General features: G+C 69.8%; 13 protein-coding genes. 5 read left to right on the top strand and 8 right to left on the bottom strand.

Annotated elements, in window-relative coordinates; all coding sequences use genetic code 11:
• Positions 1 to 129 precede the first annotated feature (129 nt).
• Genes OV427_RS05680 through OV427_RS05690 form a run of 3 tightly spaced genes read right to left on the bottom strand, consistent with a single transcriptional unit; the run spans position 130 to position 2,752 of the window.
• On the bottom strand, positions 130 to 918 hold the full coding sequence (locus OV427_RS05680; RefSeq protein ID WP_267855085.1) for a GNAT family N-acetyltransferase: 789 nt from the start codon (positions 916 to 918) through the stop codon (positions 130 to 132).
• Between the two features lie 36 nt (positions 919 to 954).
• Complete coding sequence (locus OV427_RS05685; RefSeq protein ID WP_267855086.1) at positions 955 to 1,764, bottom strand: GNAT family N-acetyltransferase; 810 nt, start codon at positions 1,762 to 1,764, stop codon at positions 955 to 957.
• Between the two features lie 43 nt (positions 1,765 to 1,807).
• On the bottom strand, positions 1,808 to 2,752 hold the full coding sequence (locus tag OV427_RS05690; protein ID WP_267855087.1) for a LysR family transcriptional regulator: 945 nt from the start codon (positions 2,750 to 2,752) through the stop codon (positions 1,808 to 1,810).
• Positions 2,753 to 2,912: 160 nt separating this feature from the next.
• Between OV427_RS05690 and OV427_RS05695 the strand changes: the two genes are divergently transcribed.
• Entirely contained in the window at positions 2,913 to 3,956 is a 1,044-nt protein-coding gene (locus tag OV427_RS05695; RefSeq protein WP_267855088.1) for an SMP-30/gluconolactonase/LRE family protein, read from the top strand.
• Positions 3,957 to 3,969: 13 nt separating this feature from the next.
• Here OV427_RS05695 and OV427_RS05700 read toward each other — a convergent pair whose 3' ends face one another.
• A complete protein-coding gene (locus OV427_RS05700) occupies positions 3,970 to 5,445 on the bottom strand; it encodes an adenylate/guanylate cyclase domain-containing protein (RefSeq protein WP_267855089.1) in 1,476 nt (491 codons plus the stop codon).
• Between the two features lie 204 nt (positions 5,446 to 5,649).
• On the opposite strand from OV427_RS05700, the gene OV427_RS05705 reads away from it, so the two are divergent.
• A complete protein-coding gene (locus OV427_RS05705) occupies positions 5,650 to 6,555 on the top strand; it encodes a phosphatase PAP2 family protein (RefSeq protein WP_267863372.1) in 906 nt (301 codons plus the stop codon).
• Positions 6,555 to 7,763, top strand: a complete 1,209-nt coding sequence (locus tag OV427_RS05710; RefSeq protein WP_267855090.1) for a dienelactone hydrolase family protein — start codon at positions 6,555 to 6,557, stop codon at positions 7,761 to 7,763. Before OV427_RS05705 ends, OV427_RS05710 begins: the two co-directional genes overlap by 1 nt.
• A 19-nt stretch (positions 7,764 to 7,782) precedes the next feature.
• On the opposite strand, the gene OV427_RS05715 is transcribed toward OV427_RS05710, so the two are convergent.
• From OV427_RS05715 to OV427_RS05725, 3 genes are all read right to left on the bottom strand, one after another.
• Positions 7,783 to 8,691 carry a metallophosphoesterase family protein gene (locus tag OV427_RS05715; protein ID WP_267855091.1) on the bottom strand — a complete coding sequence of 303 codons (909 nt, stop codon included), beginning with the start codon at positions 8,689 to 8,691 and terminating at the stop codon, positions 7,783 to 7,785.
• A 166-nt stretch (positions 8,692 to 8,857) separates the two neighbouring features.
• Positions 8,858 to 11,803, bottom strand: a complete 2,946-nt coding sequence (locus tag OV427_RS05720) for a choice-of-anchor D domain-containing protein (RefSeq protein ID WP_267855092.1) — start codon at positions 11,801 to 11,803, stop codon at positions 8,858 to 8,860.
• 282 nt (positions 11,804 to 12,085) lie between these two features.
• Complete coding sequence (locus tag OV427_RS05725; RefSeq protein WP_267855093.1) at positions 12,086 to 12,988, bottom strand: DMT family transporter; 903 nt, start codon at positions 12,986 to 12,988, stop codon at positions 12,086 to 12,088.
• Positions 12,989 to 13,173: 185 nt separating this feature from the next.
• Between OV427_RS05725 and uvrA the strand changes: the two genes are divergently transcribed.
• On the top strand, positions 13,174 to 16,071 hold the full coding sequence (gene uvrA, locus OV427_RS05730; protein ID WP_267855094.1) for an excinuclease ABC subunit UvrA: 2,898 nt from the start codon (positions 13,174 to 13,176) through the stop codon (positions 16,069 to 16,071).
• A 370-nt stretch (positions 16,072 to 16,441) separates the two neighbouring features.
• Positions 16,442 to 17,896: a POT family MFS transporter gene (locus tag OV427_RS05735; protein WP_267855095.1), complete on the top strand. Its 1,455-nt coding sequence runs from the start codon at positions 16,442 to 16,444 to the stop codon at positions 17,894 to 17,896.
• Between the two features lie 188 nt (positions 17,897 to 18,084).
• Here the strand turns inward: OV427_RS05735 and OV427_RS05740 are convergent, their stop codons facing one another.
• Positions 18,085 to 19,659, bottom strand: coding sequence for a peptide MFS transporter (locus OV427_RS05740; RefSeq protein WP_267855096.1), 1,575 nt, complete (start codon positions 19,657 to 19,659; stop codon positions 18,085 to 18,087).
• Positions 19,660 to 19,689: the final 30 nt, after the last annotated feature.

Below are 19,689 nucleotides of genomic sequence, written 5' to 3' on the forward strand. Positions count from 1 at the left end.
GGGCGGGTGGCTTTCATGCTCCTTTACGAGCCCGCCGCCCAGGTCCTTTCAACGCTCGCCTGTCTGCCCTGCTCGGGAAGAGTGACTTCCCGGACTTCTCAAATGAGCGCGGCGGCATTCGGACGGGACTCAGCCGTGGGCAGGTGCCGCGGCGTCGACGTAGAACAGCATCCGCGTGACGAACCGGAAGCCGACGCGCTCGTAGAGGCGGCCGGCTTCCTCGGTGATGGTGCTCAGGAACAGCACCTCCACGCCCCGCGAGAAGGCCTCCTCCGCCGCGCGCGAGACGAGCGCCGCGCCGATGCCACGCCCCCGCCACTCCTGGAGCGTCGCCACGCCCGCGAGCTCGGTGGTGCCCTGATGGGGTGAGGAGAACTGCCCGCCCGACACCGGACGCCCGTCCATCCTCGCGAGGAATGCGCGGCCGTCCTTCAGGTCCTCGAGCGTCTTCGAGACCTCCTCGTCGCCCACCGTCACCGTCTCCCCCGGGCTGAAGCCCTGGCGTGTGGTGACGCAGAAGTCGCGGACCTCCTCGCGAGGCGAATCCGGCGAGAGCACCGTGAGCGTGAGCCTCTCCGGCCCCTTGAAGGGGACGTAGGTGTCGCGCGTGCAGGCCATGAGCCGGGCCTCGGCCTCCTGGCGGTAGCCAGCGGCGCTCAGCATGCCGGCCAGCTCGGGGGCGAGTGCGTCGACGTACTCGAAGCGGGGCACGCGCTGGCGTGCCTCGAACTCGGTGCGGAGCTTCCGCAGCGCCTCGCGCGTGTCACCCGTCACCGGCCCGTCGGGGATGACGTAGTTCAGATAGACCATCGCGTCGAACGGATGGAAGTAGGCGGTGAAGGGCGGGACGGGAACGGAGGTGTATCGCTCCCTCGCGGCGTGGCGCATCGACTCCTGCAGGCGTTCGATGAGGTTCATGGCCGCGCACCGTAACAGGGCGGTGCCGCGCCCGCGCTACGGCGTGAAGCGATGGACGAGCTCCAATTGCGAGAGCGTCGGATGCGAGAATCCCGCTCCGAGGAAGAAGCGGTCGCACAGTCCCTCCGGGACGATGGCGCCCGCCGCGATGGGCTTGCCCGGCCACGCCGCCGCCAGCGCGCGGAGCAGCCTGCGTCCGAACCCCTTCCCTCGCGCCTCCGGCTCCACGGCGATGGCGCGCAGCGCGAGCGTAGGCGCGGAGACATCCCCGAGCACCGCCACCGCGGGCCCGAGCCGGAACGCCCGCGCGGGAAGTGCGAGCCCCGCCACCGTGGAAGGAGCCATCTGCCAGGGCAGGTTGTCGGGAAGCAACCGCGCGCAGGCCAGGGGCTCCACCTCCTCCAGGGCAGCAGGCTCCGGTGATGGCGTCCCCACGAAGCCCACCAGGCGACGCTCGCGCTGGAAGCCCAGACGCACATAGAGCTTCACCGCGGGCGCATTCTGCTCGATGACCTCCAGCACCATGCGCGTGTCCCCGCGGGCACGCGCCTCCTCCAGCAGCGGCAACAGCATGGACGCACCCAGCTTGCGATTCCGATGCGAGGGCACGATGCCCATGCCAGCGACGCGGCTCACCCTTCCCCGCCGCGCCATCAACACCAGGCCCACCGGCTCACCGTCCACCCGCGCGATGCGGCTGTCCGCCAGGGAGATGTGCTCCGTCCTCACGCGCGCGTCGAACAGCACTGGCGCGTCGGGAATGGTGACGAAGTAGCCCTCGAACGAGCGGGCGAAGAGCGTGGAGAGGGCGCGCGGCGAGAAGTCCGAAGCGGGCGTGAGTTCCATGAAGTCTTTCCAGGCGTGAGACAGCGGCGGGTCTATCAAATCCTCACGTCCCCGAGCGACGCTTCCCCACCCGCTCCCACGGAGGTGTGCCCGCGTACCGCTCCGCGAGGAAGGAGACGAAGGCCTTCACCTTCGACGGCACCAGCCGGCCCGGCGGGTGCACCGCGAAGATGCCGGTGTCTGGCACCGACCAGCCCTCCAGCACCCGCACGAGCCTCCCGGCGCGCAGGTCCTCCGCGATGAGGAACGTGGCGAGCATGGTGACCCCACAGCCCGCCACCGCCGCCAGTCGCAGTGCCTCGGCGTTGTCCGCGACGAGCACCGGACGGCCTTTCGCCGCCACCTGCTCGTCCCCCCGGTGGAGGTTCCACACCTGCCCGTCCGAGAGCGGGCTGAAGTAGAGGCAGGGCTGGTGGGCGAGGTCCTCGGGCTTCGCCAGCGGCCGGCGGCCCCGGAGGTAGGAAGGGGCCGCGCAGAGGATGCGGTGGTTCGTCGCGAGCCGGCGCACGACGAGGCTCGAATCCGTGAGCGTGCCGATGCGGATGGCCACGTCGAAGCCCTCCTGCACGAGGTCCACGTAGTGGTCCATGAACGAGAACTCCAGCCCGATGCGCGGGTAGCGACGCAGGAAGTCCGGCAGCAATGGGGCCACCTGGAGCTGGCCGAACAGGTTGGGCACGGCCACCCGCAGCCGGCCCCGAGGCTCACCCGCCAGACCCGAGACGAGCGCCTCCGCGTCCTCCACGCGGGTGAGCACGTCGCCGCACCGCTCCAGGTACAGCGTCCCGGCCTCCGTCAGCGACACGTGGCGCGTGGTGCGCCGCAGGAGCGCGGTGCCCAGCGCGTCCTCCAGTCTCGCGATGCGCCGGCTCAAGGCGGAGGCGCTGATGCCAAGCTCCCGGGCCGCGTCCGCGAAGCTCAAGGCCCGCGCCACCGCCGTGAAGCTGAGCATGTCCTCCAGCCGGTCCCTCAGTGCCGCGCGCTCCATCCCAGGCCCTCCGCATTGTTGCGTGCCGTGCACGAGTGTAGTGCGCCGTCCCCCGATGATGGGACAAGAGCCGTGGGCTACTGATGCGCGGCACGCACTGGAAGCACGAGGGCCATTCAGGCCACACCTGCTTCCGGGCTCTTCGCCGGAGCGCACGCAGATGACGGACACGCGGCATTCGAGGTTGTACTGCCTGCACCTGCTGGGAGCCCTCACCTCGGCGCTCCTGCTTGTCACCCCCGAGGCTCCCGGCGCCGCTCCCGAGGGCGCCACCTCGCGCCGCGAGCGGTTGTCCCTGCCCGAAGGCTTCACGTACCCCAACGGCATCACCCACTCGGAGGACGGGACGCTCTTCGTCGGCTCGGTGTCGAGCGGGCGCATCCTGCGCCGGGCTCCCGGAGGCGGGTGGACGGTGCTGTTCCCCGGCTCCGAGGAGGTCTTCGCCGTGACGAGCCTGCGGCTGGATGCGCCGCGCGGCCTGCTCTGGGGGACCTCTCCCGACGTCATGGGGCTGATACGCCCGGATGGCTCCCTGGGGAGGCGCGCGCACCGGCTCTTCGCGGTGGATGCACGCACCGGCGCGGTGCGACGCATCATCCCCGTACCCGAGGGTGGCCTTGGCAATGACCTCACCGTCGCACCGGATGGCGGGCTGTACGTGACGGACAGCACGCGGGCCGCCGTCCTGTACCTGCGGCCCGGGGGTGAGCGCCTGGAGACCTACGTGTCCGACGCGCGCTTCGCGTCGAAAGCCCCGGGGCTCTCCGGCATCGGGCCCGCGGGAATCGCCCTGGCGCCGGACGGGAAGACGCTCGCCATCAACACCTTTGGTCCCGGCGGGCTCTTCCTCGTGCGCCCGGGAGGGGCGAGGAAACCTCCCGCCGTGAGCGAGGTGGAGCTGCCGCGCCGCCTCGAGAACCCCGACGGGATGCGCTTCGCACCGGATGGCCGACTGCTCGTGCTGGAGGGGGCGTCCCAGAGCGGCGATGGGCGCGTGGTCCGCATCGACGTGCTCGGGAAGACCGCCGGTCCGAAGCGCATCGAGGTGCTGGCCTCCGGAATGGAGTCTCCCGTCAACCTCACGGTGGAAGCGAACGGCCGCGTCTGGGTCACCGAGGCCCGGCTGCGCGAGCGATTGCTGAAGGGAGCGGCGGCGAAGGTGCCGGACGCGTTCTGGGTGACGGCGCTGTCACCCGAGAACTGAGCGGCGTCCGTGCTCACGCGGCCTGGCTGTCTCCCGCATCACGCGCCAGCGTGAACAGGCGCATCGGCTCCGCGACGCCCTTGAGGGTGACGGACTCCACCTCGCGGACGTCGAGCTTCCCCGCGAGCCGCCGGGCCACCTCGTCGCTGAACAGGAGCGCGGGCAGTGGCTCGCGAGCGCGGCTCTCGATGCGGGCGGCCACGTTGACGGCGTGGCCGATGACGGTGAACTCCAGCCGCTCCGCGCAGCCGAGGTACCCCGCGACGACCTCGCCCGCGTGCACGCCGATGCCGGACTGGAGACGCAGCCCGCGTCCGGCGAGCCGGGTGTTGTAGTCCTTCAGGCGCTGCTGCATCTCCCGCGCTGCGGCCACGGCGGCGGCGGCCGGGTTGTCAGTGCCATCGGTGAGGCCGAAGACCGCGAGCACCGCGTCGCCGATGAACTTGTCCACCATGCCACCATGATTCTGGATGGCGGCCACCATCTCCCCGAAGTAGCCGTTGAGGACCTCGATGAGGTCTTCGGGAGAGAGCGACTCGGACAGCGGGGTGAAGTCGCGCAGGTCGCTGAAGAGGAGGACCATGTCGCGCCGACGTCCTCCCAGTTGCGCGGCACGTCCCGGGCGCGCGTAGTTCTCGATGAACTCGTGGGCCACCTGGGGTGAGACGAAGCGGCCGAAGGCCTCGCGGATGCGCTCGCGGAGTCGGAGCCCGTCGGCCATGTCGTTGATGCCCAGGGCGATGAGCCCCAATTCGTCCGGGCGGCTCGTGGACGCGGCGGGATGGAGGTCTCCGCTGCCGACGCGGCGCACCGCCTCCAACAGCTTCTCCGAGTCCCGCCGCAGGCTCCGCCCATAGGCCACGGCCGCGACGAGCGCGGCCGCGGTGATGGCGGCGGCGAGGAGCGAGGCTTCAATCAGCGACTGCCGGCTCCCATGAAGCTCGCCCACCATGCGCACCAGGGCGAGCAGGAGCACCAGCACGGGGATGGAGGTGAAGAGGACGTAGCCCTCCATGAGCCGGTCTCCCAGTCGCTCGCGCAATTGCGCCACGGGCGAGGACGTGGAGGGCTTGAGCTGCTCGAAGAGGAGGTACTCCACCTGGGCGATGAGGCCGCCGCCGAGCAGCCAGTACCCGACGGCGAGCTTCACGTGACTGAGGAACGGGAAGGTCGGGTAGAGCCAGAGGTGCAGCGTGAAGGCAGCGAAGCCTGTCACCACCCACGTGCCCACGGAGAGCAGATAGGCATGGCGGGCCGGGGTGCGGCTTCCGTCCGACTCGGGTGCGAAGTGGAACACGACCTCTCGCAGGACCATGTGGACCGCGGAAAGCGCGAGCACGGAGCGCAGCAGCACGTGGGGCGGCAACGAGCAGATGAAGGTGCAGACGAGCCGCGCGTAGAGGTACGTGAACGCGCCCACCAGGAGCGTGCCTCCGTGCAACGAGAGGCGGACCTTGAGCGGGAACCGGGTGGCGAAGGAAGTCGTCATGGCGTGTTCGCTTCGCGACTCTAGGCCATCCACCGCCCGGGCGTTCATCAAGGCCCGGCGCTGACGCGGCGGGTCGGTCCGCGAGGCGGACTCCAACGAGCGAGCAGGCACAAGGGCGCACAGGAGAAAGCGTCGGCGCCACCGGCCTGGAGTTCACGGACGTATAGGCCACCGGAAGGTGGAACGGTGATGCGGGAGCCCCCTATGCTCGGCTCCGTGCGCCCTGCTCCCATCGCCGTCGTGTTGGCCTTCCTGCTGGCCCTCGCACCGCTGTCTCCTGCCTCCGCGCAGGAGGACCCGGACCCCCAGCTCAACGAACTCCGCTTCGACTGGAAGCGGGACGGCATCATCACCGGCACCGCCGCCGCGCTCTGGATTTCCAGCGAGGCCCTCTTCAAGGACGACCTCGCCCCCGCGCAGTGCCGCTGGTGCGACCGCGCTCCCGACGGCACCGACACCCTCAACCGGTTGGACCGCTGGGGCCGCGGGCTCGCGGGTGAGACGGAGCAGTCCCGCAAGCGCGCCAACACCTGGAGCAACATCCTCGGCTTCGCCGTGGTGCCCGCCAGCGTCCTTGGCATCCAGTTCGCCGTGGGCCGCGGCTCCGGCATGCCCGACCGCTTCTTCGCCGAGGACGCCACCATCATCATCCAGAGCGCCGTGCTCGCCTCCGTGGCCAACCAGACGGTGAAGTTCATCGCCGGCCGCGAGCGCCCCTTCGTGCACCAGCTCCCCGAAGACCAGAAGGGCCTCACCGCCCACCCCAACGACAACAACGTCTCCTTCTACAGCGGCCACACCAACCTCATGTTCTCCATGGTCGTGTCCGCGGGCACCGTGGCCGCGATGCGTGGCTATGAGCACCAGGGGTGGATCTGGGCCGTGGGCCTGCCGCTCGCCACCTCCGTGGGCCTGCTGCGCATGGGCGCCGACAAGCACTACCTCACCGACGTCGTCACCGGCGCCGTGATGGGCTCCGCGTTCGGCGTCGCCGTCCCCCTGCTGCTGCACGGACGCACCGGAGCCACCACGGGCCCGGACCGTCCGGGCACCGTGCGGATGATGCCCATGGCCGGCGCGCACATGGCGGGAATCTCGGGCACCTTCTGATGGGCACACGCGCGCTCAGACGCTGGCTGCTCGCGCTGTCCGTCCTCGCCGGCTGCCACGCGGCCCCGCCCGCGCCTTCTGTCCGTCCCCTGCTGGCACCGACGCCCGCGAGCACCGCCCCCGCCCTCTGGGGCCCGCTCCGCATGGGCACCCATGACGTGGGCCTGCGCGTGCTGGCCATCCCCGCCGGGAAGGACGCCGCCGACGCGCGCCAACTCCAGCTCACCGTCTGGTATCCCGCTCGCATCGGAGCCTCCGCCTCGCGCCTGCACTACCGCGACTACGTGGGCCTCACCGGCTCCGAGCAGCACCCGGAGTCCTGGGAGGATGCGGCCGTCTCCGAGGCCGCGGTGTCCCGCTACCAGCAACTCGTCACGGGGATGGGGCTGCCCGAGGCGGACGTGTCGGCCTGGCTGGGCACGGAGGTCGCCGCGGTGCGCGGGGCCACTCCGGCCCCGGGCCGCCATCCGCTGGTGCTCGTGGCACAGGGGCGCTTCCACTCCGCGCACCACCAGGCGGTGCTGGCCGAGTTCCTCGCGAGCCACGGCTACGTCGTGGCCACCACGCCCTTCCCCGCGCACCTCGCGCCCCCGTCGGAGAACGAGGATGTCCTCGCCATCGCACGGGGCCAGGCCCGGGAGCTTGCGCGCGCGCTCGAGGTCATGAAGGCGGACACGAGCGTGGACGCCTCCCGCGTGGCCCTGGTGGCGCACAGCTTCGGAGCCCGCGCCGCGTTCCTCTTCGCGCGGGAGCACCCGGAGACCGCGGCCCTCGTGAGCCTGGACGGCGGCATCGCCAACAGCCTGGGCAGGGAGTGGCTCACCGGCCTCCCCGACTTCCGCCCGGAGGACTTCCACGCGGCGCTGCTCCACCTCTACCAGGAGGGCGACGCGGTGGTGGTGCCCGACTTCGACCTCGTGCGCTCGCTGCGCGGCGCGGACCGGTGGCTCGTGCGCGTCGCGGGCCTGCGGCACCTCGACTTCACCAGCGTCGGCGCCGCCACCGCCGTGGCCCCGGCCCTCGCGCCCGACGGCCAGTCCACGGCGACGTCACGAGGCTGGGCCGCCTGCGCGAATGCCACGCGCCTCTTCCTGGATGCGAAGGTCCGCCAGCAGGCGCGCGCACTCGAGTCGCTCGCCCTGCCACCGGGACCATCCATTGCCGCGCCCGCGCTCACGGTGACACACCTGGCACCGGGTCAGCCCTGAGCGAGCCCTCCGAGGGGAGTCAGTACTCCGCACCCACCGGGGCCCCTTCGCCGTCACCTCCCAGCGGCGGCAGCGCGGCCAGGTCCCACCGCTGACCGGACTCCCACGACACGTTGCCGGACGTGCCCCAGCCCGCGCGCATCGCCTCGCGCCCCTGGTACTCCAGCCAGAAGACGGACTCCTGCGCCCGGGCCGCCTGGTCCAGGCAGGCAATGCGCGTGGCCGGCCGGCCCGGCCCCTCCAACGTCACCGCGAAGGCCTTGTGCGAGTGCCCACACAGCACCCACCGCGGATGCACCGTGTCCACCAGCCGCCGCGTCACCGGATTGCCAATCCAATACGAGGGCAGCGGCCTCGGCGGCATCGGGTTCTCCTCGCGCGCCCGCTGGACGATGCCTCGCGGCCACTCGTGGACCAGCAGCAGGTCCACGTCTCGCAGCGCGGACACCTGCTCCACCTCCGCCGTGCGGAAGTAGCCGGCCTGCTTCATCGTGTCCTGGGTGGTGGGCCGCTTCAGCGGCTGCTCGATGAAGCGTGGCGCGTGGATGCCCGACAGGTACCCCACCCGCAAGCCGAGCAGCTCCCGAAGGCCCGCGCGCCCCAGGTAGCAGACGCCCGGGGCCAGCTCGCCGCCGCCCTGCAGGTCATGCAGCGCCTCGAAGTCCTCGTTGTTCCCGCCGATGAAGTACAGCGGCCGCTTCACCCGGCGCACCCCGTCCGCGTACTCCGCGAACTCCGCCGGCATGGTGCGCTTGGCCGCCTTGCGCCGGTGGTCGTCCGCGCGGCGGAAGGCCTCCACGTCCCCCACCGCCAGCACCAGGTCCACGCGGCGACCACGCGCCTGCTCCAGCGCGTCCAGCCACGTCTCCACGCGGTGGAAGCGCCCGTGGATGTCACCCAGGGCGGCGACGAGAAGGGATTCCGGCATCTCGCCCGGAAGGCTGCACGCGCCTGCCCCGCCCTGTCGAGTCATCTTTGTCACGTGGGGGTCAATGGCTGACAGATAGCCCTCACACACGGGCTGGAGAAACGACGGGGGCGCCCCCACCTCGCGGTGGGAGCGCCCCGGACACAGTCAGGACTTCCGGTGTGGGCTAGTTGCAACCCAGCGGGTACGTCACCTCCACCATGGAGCCGGGCGCGGGGGCCGCGTCGCGCTCGAAGAGGATGGAGTTGGTGTCGGCGTCATACTCCCAGCCGTCCGTCACCTTCACGCCATCCACCTCGACGACGATGCGCTCCGGGTCCGCCGGCACCTCGGTCAACGTGAAGCGGCGGTTCGGACCGAAGGCGCTGTTGGAGAGCTTCTCCAGGGACGCGGCCCAGTTGGGCGTGCAGATGCTCTCCACCGCGCCACCCGTGGCCCGGGCCAGCTGGATGTAGCGGCTGCCGGAGCTGCTGGAGGTGGGGCAGGTGCCCAGGTCCGTCGGCCCGACGATGGCGTTGATGCTCAGCCGCGTCTTGTCATTGCCCTTCAGCGCCAGGAAGTACGTCTCGTAGAAGGACACCGGCTGCGAGCTGAAGTCCTCCTCGTCCGACAGGAAGATGATGGCCAGCTTCGCGTCCTCGCGCAGGAAGCCGCCGTTGCCGTCATTGGCCAGCGGGGTGCGCGGGTCGTCCTGCTGGTAGAGCAGCGGGTCCGACAGCGCGCGGTGCGCCGCGTCCAGGCCCTGCTCGTTCCAATGGCACACGCCCACCCGGGTGTTGCTGGCGAAGACGCCCGCCGCGTTGGGCGTGGCCGGGGTGATGATGCGCGGCCGCGAGCCATCCACCGGGAACAGGCGGCCATTCTCACCGCCCTGCGCGCCGCCCGGGCACTCGGACCAGCCGCCCGGAGACGGGTCCAGGCCCGTGGTGGTGACGCCGATGCGGTAGTCCACCGCCGCCTGGTTCGCCGCGCTCAGGAAGGCCGCGAAGTTCTGCCCCAGGCTCTGCTGCTCCTCCATCATGGAGCCGGAGTTATCCACCACGAAGAGCACGTCCACCTTCGCCTCGGACTCCTGGAAGAAGCGGTCCGTCTGCTCCGCCTTCGTCACCCCGCGGCCGACGAGGCCCGCGGTGAAGACGGACCCGTCATCCAGCGTGAAGCGCAGCGCCGCCGTGTCGTCGCCATCATCCTGCGGCGTGTAGGTGGCGAGCACCTGCACCCGGCCGCCCCTGGGCAGCGTGTGGGGGAAGGGCGTCAGGGACGCCGCGCTGAACTCATTGCCCACCTGCTCCAGCGCCAAGCCGGTCAGCTGCACCTGGCCGAGGCAGTTGTTGATGGCGAGCACCTCGCGGACGCGGGGCCCGCAGGACAGCTTGGTGATGCCGAAGTCCACCGTGGTGGGCTGCACCGCGAAGCAGTGCTTCACGCCCTCGCCGGAGACCTGCACCAGCGGGTGGCCCAGCGTCGGGTGGTTCACCCACGCCTCGGCCATGCCGGAGAAGAGGCCCTCCGACTCCGGCTTGAAGCTCACCACCAGCGTCGCCTTCTGCCCCGGCTCCAGCACGCGGTTCTCCACGTCCAGCGAGCTGAAGGCCTCGTCCGAGCCCGGCGACAACTGCATGGAGGCCAGGTAGCACGCCTCCGTGCCGGTGTTGCGCACCGACACGCCCAGCGCCACCGACGCGCCCACCGGCACCTTCCCGAAGCTGAGCGTCTGGGGCACGTCGTACTGGCAGGGCTTGAAGACGCGGCCCTGGCCCGACAGCGACACCGCCTCCGTGGCGGAGGTGGCGCTGGTGCGCACCGTCACCGCGAGCTGCCCGGCGCTGGCCGCCGTCAGGCCCACGCGCGGGCTGAACGTCACACCGACCTTCGCCGTCTCACCGGCCGGCACCGTCACACTCGCGGGCGCCTGGGCCAGCGTGAAGTAGCCGCCCTGCGACGTGTCGAGCTGCAGGTTGCTCACCAGCACGTTCTCCCGGCAGCGGTTGATGACCTGCACCTCGCGCGTGGCCGTCATGCCCTCGGCCACCACGCCGAAGTCCACCTTGCGCGGGAGCACCGTGACACACGAGGCGCCGCCCTCTCCCGCCAGCGACACCTTGGGGCCCGGCGCGCTCGAGCCCTGCTCACGCACGCCAACCTCCACCCGGCCGTCGCGCACGCGCCCCAGCGCCACCGGCGTGAAGGCCACGCGCAGCTCCACCGTCGCGCCCGCCGGCAGCACCCCACCGGCCACCACCGGCTCGCTCACCACCTTGAAGACGCCGCCCGGGTTGTCCAGAAGCTGCACCCCCGAGTAGCTCAGCGCCACCGTGCCCTGGTTGCGCACCGTAATCGACTGCTCCGCCGTGGCCCCCAGCGCCACCCGGCCGAAGTCCAGGCGCAGCGGCGTCACCTCCAGCTTGGAGGCGATGCCCAGCCCGTGCAGCGGAATCACCGCGGGCTCGCAGCCCTCGCACACCACCACGTGCAGCGCGGCCTCCGCCGAGCCCAGGCGGCCCGGCGCGAAGGCCACCGGCACCACGCGCTCCTCGCCCGCGGCCAGCGTCGGGGCCTGGCCCTTCCCGGCGGTGAACTGGTCCGCGTCCGTGCCCTGGATGGACAGCACCAGCGGGCTCTCCACGTCGGAGGGATTGCGCACCGTCACCTCGCGCATCTCCACCATGCCCATGGCCACGTTGCCGAAGTCGAGCGCCGTCTCCGGCACCTCGACGAAGGCCTTCACGCCGCGGCCGTTGACGGGCACCAGCCCTTCCGACTCGGCGTCGCTGAGGATTTCCACCATGCCCTGCACCACGCCCTCCACCTGCGGCGTGAAGCGGACTTCAATCTCCTGCTCGCCGCCGGCGTTCAGGACGAAGGGCTCGAAGGGGGGAACCTCCACGTTGGGCACGGTGGAGACAGCGCCCTCCACGCGGTACGAGGCGCGCCCCCCGTTGGCGATCTTCAGCTTGAAGACCTTGGTGCGTCCCAGCGCCGAGGGGCCAAACTCAATCGTCTCCGGGCGAACCAGGAAGGCGCTCTTCGCCTTCTGCGACGACGGCCGCTCACAGCCAACACCCACCAGCAACGCCGCCGCCACCCACGCCACCCACAGCGCCCTGCTCATAACGACCTCCCGCCACGCCCGGGGACCACGAATTTCGCGAACCGCGGTGATCCACGGCCCTGGCGGTGGGCCCTCTGCAACCCGGGTGCCCACGCCTCCACGGGGGAAGACGTCGGCAGGCCGACGCGGCAAACCTCTGGCCTCTATGGGAAAGGACTGGCACCGCGCGTGGAACAACATTTCCCATTCGGGCTGAAGGACTGGAATTCCTTCAGGAAGCGCGGTTACCACACGGACGAATCCGACGGACGGGAGGGGCTGCCGGGTTCAGCGGGCGACGTTTCAGACCGTGGGACGGGATGCCGGTGCCAACAGCCGTCCCACCACGCCGGTGCCCCACAACACGCCGCCCACGCACACCAGCGCGCCGGTGACGGCGAGCGGCGACACGGGCTCGCTCAACAGCAGCGCGCCCATCACCCACGAGAAGGCCGGCGTGAGCTGCGTGGCCACGCCGCCCGCCACCGCGGTGACGTAGCCAAAGGCATACGTGAAGGTCATCTGCGCCGCGACGGACGTCAGCCCCACGCCCAGCAGCGGCAGCACCACGTCCCACCCCAGCGGCCGCCAGTCCTGCACCGCGAAGGGCAGGCTGAACAGGAGGCCGAAGAGACAGAAGGAGAAGAAGACGGTGGCCGAGTCCGTGTCGTGCCGCAGCGCGCGCACCACCACCACCGCCGCGCCGCCCAGCACCGCCGAGCCCATGCCCGCCCACGCCCCCAGGCCCAGCGACAGCGACGCGCCGCCCGCCATGCTGCTCCACATCACCAGGCCCGCCCCCAGCGTGGTGAGCGCCAGCCCGCCCAGCAGCGGCCCGGTGACTCGCTCGCCCAGGAAGAGCCAGCCGATGATGGCCGCGTAGATGGGCCAGCACGCGTTGAGCATCACCGCCGGCCCCACCGTCATCCGGTCGATGGCGATGAAGTACAGGTAGACGGCCGCGCCGCCGAAGACGCCGCGCAGCGCCCACAGGGACAGGCGCCCGTAGCGCGGCTTGCGCCCCAGGGCGGGGAAATAGATGGCCAGGAACACCAGCCCGATGAGGAAGCGGCCGGACGCCACCTGCCCGGGGGACAGCCGGCCCGCCAGCAGCCGCGTGCACAGCGCCATCACCGCGAAGAGGAAGCTCGAGAAGACGAGCAGGGGGGTGCCGCGGTAGCGCTCGGGGAGGACCCAGCCGTTCATGGACGGGCGCACCCTACAGGGAAACCCATGGGGCGGCAGCCTGCCCTGCCGGCCCTGCCCGCCCGGCCGGGGACCTGGCACATGTGGGATGTGCGTTGAAACCCGGCGCGTTGGCCGTCATTCACTCCACCCGTGCGAGTTTCCCCGCACCGGAACACCCATTCAGTGGTAAACGCCCGCCCATCATGTCCGAGCCCGACGTCATCTCCCTCCGAGGCGCCAAGGAGCACAACCTCAAGAACGTCTCCCTGGACATCCCCAAGAAGAAGCTCGTCGTCTTCACGGGGGTCTCGGGGTCCGGCAAGAGCTCGCTCGCCTTCGACACGCTCTACGCGGAAGGCCAGCGTCGCTACGTGGAGAGCCTCTCCGCCTATGCCCGGCAGTTCCTCGGGCAGATGGAGAAGCCGAAGTACGACACCATCCGCGGCCTGTCGCCCACCATCTCCATCGAGCAGAAGGCGGCCAGCAACAACCCGCGCTCCACGGTGGGCACCGTCACCGAGGTGCACGACTACCTGCGCGTGCTCTACGCCTCCATCGGCGTGCAGCACTGCCCCCACTGCGGGCGCAAGGTGGGCAAGCAGAGCGCACAGCAGATTGTCGACGAAATCCTGAAGATGCCCGCGGGCAGCAAGATTCAGGTGCTCGCGCCGCTCGTCACCAACCGCAAGGGCGAGCACAAGGATTTGCTCACCGAGGCGCAGAAGCGCGGCTTCTCCCGCGCGCGCATCGACGGGGCGCTGAAGAGCCTGGAGGAGCGCATCGAGCTGGACAAGAAGTCCAAGCACGACATCGCGCTCGTCATCGACCGGCTGGTGCTCAAGCCCGACCTCAAGACGCGCCTCACCGACTCCGTGGAGACGGCGCTGCGCGAGGGCAAGGGCACCCTCATCGTCACCGACGAGAAGGGCACCCCGGCCTCGGACCGCGTCATGTCCGAGCTGAACGCGTGCCCCACCTGCGGCCTGTCCTTCGGAGATTTGACGCCCGCGTCCTTCTCCTTCAACAACCCGCTGGGCATGTGCACGGACTGCAACGGCCTGGGCACCAAGCCGGAGATGGACCCGGACCTCATCGTCCCGGACCCGTCCCGCAGCATCCGCGATGGCGCGATTGAACCGTGGGCCACCGGCATGAATCGCGGCGAGGGCTGGACGGCGGACTTCGTGGAGAGCCTGGCCAAGGCGTTCAAGATTGATCTGGACGTGCCCTACGCGAAGCTGTCCAAGCGCGAGCAGACCACGCTGATGTACGGCTCCAACGGCAAGAGCTTCACCGTCGAGTGGGGCGAGGGCGGCCAGTACAAGATGGAGTGGGAGGGCCTGGTCGAGCGCATGATGCGCAACTTCAAGACCACCACCTCCGAGGCCCGCCGCACCGAGCTGCAGAAGTACTTCAGCAGCAAGCCCTGCCCGTCGTGCAAGGGCGAGCGCCTGAAGCCGGAGAGCCGCGCGGTGAAGGTCCACGGCCAGTCGATTGTGCAATTGAGCCGGCTGACCATCTCCGACGCGCTGGGCTTCCTCGGGGAGATGGGCCTGTCCGCGCACGAGCGGAAGATCGCCACCGAGCTGTTGAAGGAGATTCGCAGCCGCCTGTCCTTCCTGGTGGACGTGGGCCTGGGCTACCTGATGCTGGACCGCACCGCGTCCACGCTGTCCGGCGGCGAGAGCCAGCGCATCCGGCTGGCGTCGCAGATGGGCAGCGAGCTGACGGGCGTCATCTACATCCTCGACGAGCCCTCCATCGGCCTGCACCAGCGCGACAACGGCAAGCTGCTGACCACGCTCAAGCGCCTGCGCGACCTGGGCAACTCCGTCCTCGTGGTGGAGCACGACGAGGAGACGATGGAGGAGGCGGACTGGCTGGTGGACTTCGGCCCCGGCGCGGGTGAGCTGGGCGGACAGGTGGTGGCCCAGGGCACGCCGGCGCAGGTGATGGCGAACGAGGACAGCGAGACGGGCGCGTACCTCTCCGGGCGGAAGGAAATCGAGATTCCGCAGCAGCGCCGCAAGCCGGACCCCAAGCGCAAGCTGGTGATTCAGGGAGCGACGGAGAACAACCTGAAGAATGTGGACGCGGAGATTCCGCTCGGCGTCTTCAGCGCGATTACCGGCGTGTCCGGCGCGGGCAAGTCCACGCTCATCAACGAAATCCTCTACCCCGCCCTGGCGCGGCACCTCTACGAGAGCCGCGAGTCGCCCGGCAAGCACAAGTCGATTCAAGGCTTCGAGCACCTGGACAAGGTCATCGACATCGACCAGCGCCCCATCGGCCGCACCCCGCGCAGCAACCCGGCCACGTACACCAAGCTGTTCGACAACATCCGCGAGGTGTTCGCGATGACGCCGGAGGCGCGCGCCTTCGGCTACGGGCCGGGCCGCTTCAGCTTCAACATCAAGGGCGGCCGCTGCGAGTCGTGCGAGGGCGACGGCGTGAAGCTGGTGGAGATGCACTTCCTCGCGGACGTGTACGTGCCCTGCGAGGTGTGCGCCGGCAAGCGCTTCAACGAGGCCACCCTCCGCGTGCGCTACAAGGGGAAGAACATCGCCGAGGTGCTCGACATGAGCGTGCGCGAGGCGATGGAGCACTTCGGCGCGCACAAGGACATCATGCGCGTGCTGCAGACGTTGCATGACGTGGGCCTGAGCTACATCCGCCTGGGCCAGCCCTCCCCCACCCTGTCCGGCGGCGAGGCCCAGCGAATCAAGCTGGCGCGTGAGTTGGCGCGCGTGGCCACCGGCCGCACGCTCTACATCCTCGACGAGCCCACCACGGGCCTGCACTTCGAGGACATCCGCAAGCTGTTGTCCGTGCTCAACCGGCTGGTGGAGGCGGGCAACAGCGTGCTCGTCATCGAGCACAACCTGGATGTCATCAAGAGCGCGGACTGGGTCATCGACCTGGGCCCCGAGGGCGGCGCGGGCGGCGGCAGGATTCTCGCCACGGGCACGCCCGAGCAGGTGGCTCGGGTGGAGGGCAGCCACACCGGCCGCTACCTGGGGCACGTGCTGACGAAGGCGCGCAGGGCCCGGGTGGGCCAGCGCGTGGACGGCCCCGCGGTGGAGCTGCAGGAAGCCAGCTGACGTCCGACCACACCGGCCGCCGCTTCCGTGACAATGGAGCGGGGGGCGGGGGTGCCTTCATTCACCCCCAACCCCCCGTCCACCTTGGAGGAATGGTGTCACGGGAGGGGTGTGGCTCAAGAAGTGAGACGTACAGCGAGTCACATGATATGGCTGTCTCAATTCCTGTCAAACGCGACACAACTAATCGAGTTGTATCGTGAAACAGCATCTGTATTGGAATTGCGTGCCCATGCTCGTGGGAGAATTCCGGTAGGGGTGCGGGTAAGCGTGCCGGGCGGGGGTGGAGTTGGGGCGGGGGGTTGGGTAGGGTTCGAATCCTTGTTTTCTGGGAGCCCCCACCTTCTGCCACGAGAGAGTACCCTGTCGCATGGCACAGCCCACCGCCGCCGCGCAGAGCAACAAGTTCCCCCCGCAAATCCCGTACATCATCGGCCAGGAGGCCTGTGAGCGGTTCAGCTTCTACGGGATGCGCGGAATCCTCACCGTGTTCCTGGCGGACTACCTGCTCCGGCAGACCGCGGGTGAGGGCGAGGACCGCGCCGCCCTCGCGAAGAGCTACTTCCACCTCTTCATGTTCGGCGTGTACTGGTTCCCGCTCGTGGGCGGGTGGCTCGCCGACCGGGTGTTCGGCAAGTTCAAGGTCATCCTCTGGCTGAGCCTGGTGTACTGCGCGGGCCACGCGTGCCTGGCGTTCTTCGAGAACGTGCCGCTGGGCTTCTACTTCGGGCTGCTGCTCATCGCGATGGGCTCGGGCGGAATCAAGCCGTGTGTCGCGGCGATGGTGGGGGACCAGTTCGACGAGTCCAACAAGCACCTCGTGAACAAGATCTTCTCCATCTTCTACTGGAGCATCAACCTCGGCTCGTTCTTCGCGGCGCTCTTCATCCCGGCCATCCTGGCGAAGTACGGGCCGTCGGTGGCGTTCGGCATTCCGGGCATCCTGATGTTCATCGCCACGGCCATCTACTGGCTGGGCCGCCGCCACTACGTGTTGGTGCCGCCCACGGGGAAGAACCCGCACTCGTTCTTCCACGTGGTCATGTCCGCGCTGTCGCCGAAGGGCGGGCGCGTGAAGGGCTCGCACTGGCTGGACGCCGCGCGGGCCGAGCACCCCGAGCCCGCCGTCGAGGGCGTCAAGGCGGTGCTCCGCCTCGTGCTGCTCTTCATCCCGGTGATGTTCTTCTGGATGATTTTCGACCAGAAGGCCTCGACGCTGGTGCTGCAGGCCAAGGCGATGGACCCGGTGGTGGGCCCCTTCACCTTCCAGCCGAGCCAGATTCAGCTCATCAACCCCGGCCTGGTGATGATTCTCATCCCGCTGCTCACGGTGGCGGTGTACCCGCTGTTCAAGCGCCTGGGCTGGGAGTTGACGCCGCTGCGCCGCATGCCGCTGGGCATGGTGCTGTGCGCGGCGTCCTACGTCATTGCCGGCTTCTTCCAGATCCGCATGGACGAGAAGGAGGTGCTCAACATCGCGTGGATGGTGCTGCCCTACGCGGTGCTGACGGTGGCGGAGATTCTGGTGTCCACCACGGGCCTGGAGTTCGCGTACACGCAGGCGCCCCGCGAGATGAAGAGCGTGGTGCAGTCGCTGTGGCTGGTGACGACGGCACTCGCGAACATCTTCGTGGCCTTCATCTCGGGCATCAAGGCGTTCCAGGGCCCGAGCCAGTTCTTCTTCTACGGCAGCCTCGCGCTGCTGGCGGGACTGATGCTCTGGCTCGTGGCGCGTAGGTTCCAGGTGCGCGACTACTTCCAGGCCGCGGCCCCCGTCCCCACCGGCGAGCACACCACGGCCGGAGCGACGGCCAAGACGGCGTAGCCCACCGCGCCCCGGCTCCGGAAGACGGGGCTGGGGGCTGCCGGTGCCGGGCGTCGGCCGCGAGCGACTGACGCCCGCCGCCCGGGGGTGCAGGGAAAACAAAAACGCCGGAGCCCCTCACGGGTGCTCCGGCGTTTTCGCTTCACGCGGAAGGTGGGGCGACTGGCGCCCCAACCGTCAGGCGTGGCTCAGGCCGCGGCCGCGGCGCCGCCCTGCGTGGTGGTGGCGGGCGCGGCGGGCTTCACCTCGTCCGTGCCGTGCATGAGCGCCTTCACCTTGCCGCTCAGCGCCCAGAGGAGGCCGCCGCCCAGCACGCCCACCGCGACGAGCGAGAGGAACACGTTGAACTCGCCCATCTGCTCACTGTAGCCGCCCACCACGCCGGACAGCTTGTTGGCCGCCGCGTTGGCGAGGAACCACACGCCCATCATCGCGCTGACCATCCGCGCCGGGGCGACCTTCGTCACCATGGAGAGGCCCACGGGGGACAGGCACAGCTCGCCCACGGTGTGGAAGAGGTAGGCCATGATGACCCACCAGGCGGCCGCCTTGCCCATCAGCGCGCTCTCGCGCGAGGCGCCCACCATGAAGAGGAAGCCCAGGCCCATGAAGATGAGGCCGAAGGCCATCTTCACCGCCACGTTCGGGTCCTTGCCGCGCGCGGCCAGCCGGCTCCAGAGCGCCGCCATGAGCGGGGCGAGCAGCACGATGAACGCGGAGTTGAAGTTCTGGAACCAGGTCGTGGGGATCTGCCAGCCGAACACGCCGCGGTCCACCTTCTGGTCCGTGTAGAGGTTCATCAGGCCGCCGGCCTGCTCGAAGCCCATCCAGAAGAGGACGACGAAGACGGCGATGATGAAGATGGAGATGACGCGGTCGCGCTCCTGCTTCGTCAGCGCGCCGGCCTGCGCCTCCGCCGCGCTCTGTCCCTTGTTCAGCACGTTGTTGCCCATGAACGCGCAGAACGCGAACACCGCGCCCGCGGCGATGAAGCGCACCAGCGTGGCCACGGACGTGTCCTCGGCGAGCGACGGCACCAGGGCCGCCAGGCCGTAGAAGACGACGACGGCGATGGTGATGGCCACCGCGTACATCCCCACCCGGCGCCAGGCCTCGCGGCGCTCCGCGTCCGTCTTCTGGGGCGTCAGGCCCACCTTGCCGAGCAGGTTGCGGCTCAGCGCGAGGAACGTGACGAGGCCCAGGAACATGCCCACGCCGGCGGCGCCGAAGCCCCAGTGCCAGCCGACCTTCTCACCCAGGGTGCCGCAGATGAAGTTGCCGAGCACCGCGCCCAGGTTGATGCCCATGTAGAAGATGGTGAAGGCGCCGTCGCGACGGCCGTCACCCTGCTCGTACAGGCCACCCACCATGGTGGAGATGTTGGGCTTGAAGAAGCCGTTGCCGGCGATCAGGAAACCGAGCCCCGTGAAGAAGACGGCCTGTCCTGGAAGTGCAAGCAAGAGATGGCCAATCATCATCAGCGTGCCGCCGAAGACCACGGCCTTCCGCTGCCCGATGAGGTTGTCGGCGATGTAGCCACCTGCAATCGGCGTCAGGTACACGAGGCCGGTGTACGTGCCGTAGAGCGAGAGCGCGTTCCCCGTGGTCCAGCCCCAGCCGGCGACCTTGTCGGTGAGGAAGAGCACCAGCAGGCCACGCATGCCGTAATAGGACATGCGCTCCCACATCTCGGTGAAGAACAGGAGGTAGAGCCCTCGGGGGTGGCCCTTGCGGGCGGCGCCCGCGGCGTCGGTGGCTTGCATGCCGTGGTTTCCTTGAAAGGAGGGGTGTAA

The organism is Pyxidicoccus sp. MSG2, assembly GCF_026626705.1.
In the GTDB taxonomy this organism is placed as follows: Bacteria; Myxococcota; Myxococcia; order Myxococcales; family Myxococcaceae; genus Myxococcus.

Bases quoted from the DNA above. Each gene is read 5' to 3' on its own strand.
- OV427_RS05740 (WP_267855096.1), bottom strand. From the start codon at position 19,659: ATGCAAGCCACCGACGCCGCGGGCGCCGCCCGCAAGGGCCACCCCCGA.
- OV427_RS05705 (WP_267863372.1), top strand. From the start codon at position 5,650: ATGCTCGGCTCCGTGCGCCCTGCTCCCATCGCCGTCGTGTTGGCCTTC.
- OV427_RS05735 (WP_267855095.1), top strand. From the start codon at position 16,442: ATGGCACAGCCCACCGCCGCCGCGCAGAGCAACAAGTTCCCCCCGCAA.
- uvrA (WP_267855094.1), top strand. From the start codon at position 13,174: ATGTCCGAGCCCGACGTCATCTCCCTCCGAGGCGCCAAGGAGCACAAC.
- OV427_RS05710 (WP_267855090.1), top strand. From the start codon at position 6,555: ATGGGCACACGCGCGCTCAGACGCTGGCTGCTCGCGCTGTCCGTCCTC.
- OV427_RS05725 (WP_267855093.1), bottom strand. From the start codon at position 12,988: ATGAACGGCTGGGTCCTCCCCGAGCGCTACCGCGGCACCCCCCTGCTC.
- OV427_RS05695 (WP_267855088.1), top strand. From the start codon at position 2,913: ATGACGGACACGCGGCATTCGAGGTTGTACTGCCTGCACCTGCTGGGA.
- OV427_RS05685 (WP_267855086.1), bottom strand. From the start codon at position 1,764: ATGGAACTCACGCCCGCTTCGGACTTCTCGCCGCGCGCCCTCTCCACG.
- OV427_RS05680 (WP_267855085.1), bottom strand. From the start codon at position 918: ATGAACCTCATCGAACGCCTGCAGGAGTCGATGCGCCACGCCGCGAGG.
- OV427_RS05700 (WP_267855089.1), bottom strand. From the start codon at position 5,445: ATGACGACTTCCTTCGCCACCCGGTTCCCGCTCAAGGTCCGCCTCTCG.
- OV427_RS05715 (WP_267855091.1), bottom strand. From the start codon at position 8,691: ATGCCGGAATCCCTTCTCGTCGCCGCCCTGGGTGACATCCACGGGCGC.
- OV427_RS05690 (WP_267855087.1), bottom strand. From the start codon at position 2,752: ATGGAGCGCGCGGCACTGAGGGACCGGCTGGAGGACATGCTCAGCTTC.
- OV427_RS05720 (WP_267855092.1), bottom strand. From the start codon at position 11,803: ATGAGCAGGGCGCTGTGGGTGGCGTGGGTGGCGGCGGCGTTGCTGGTG.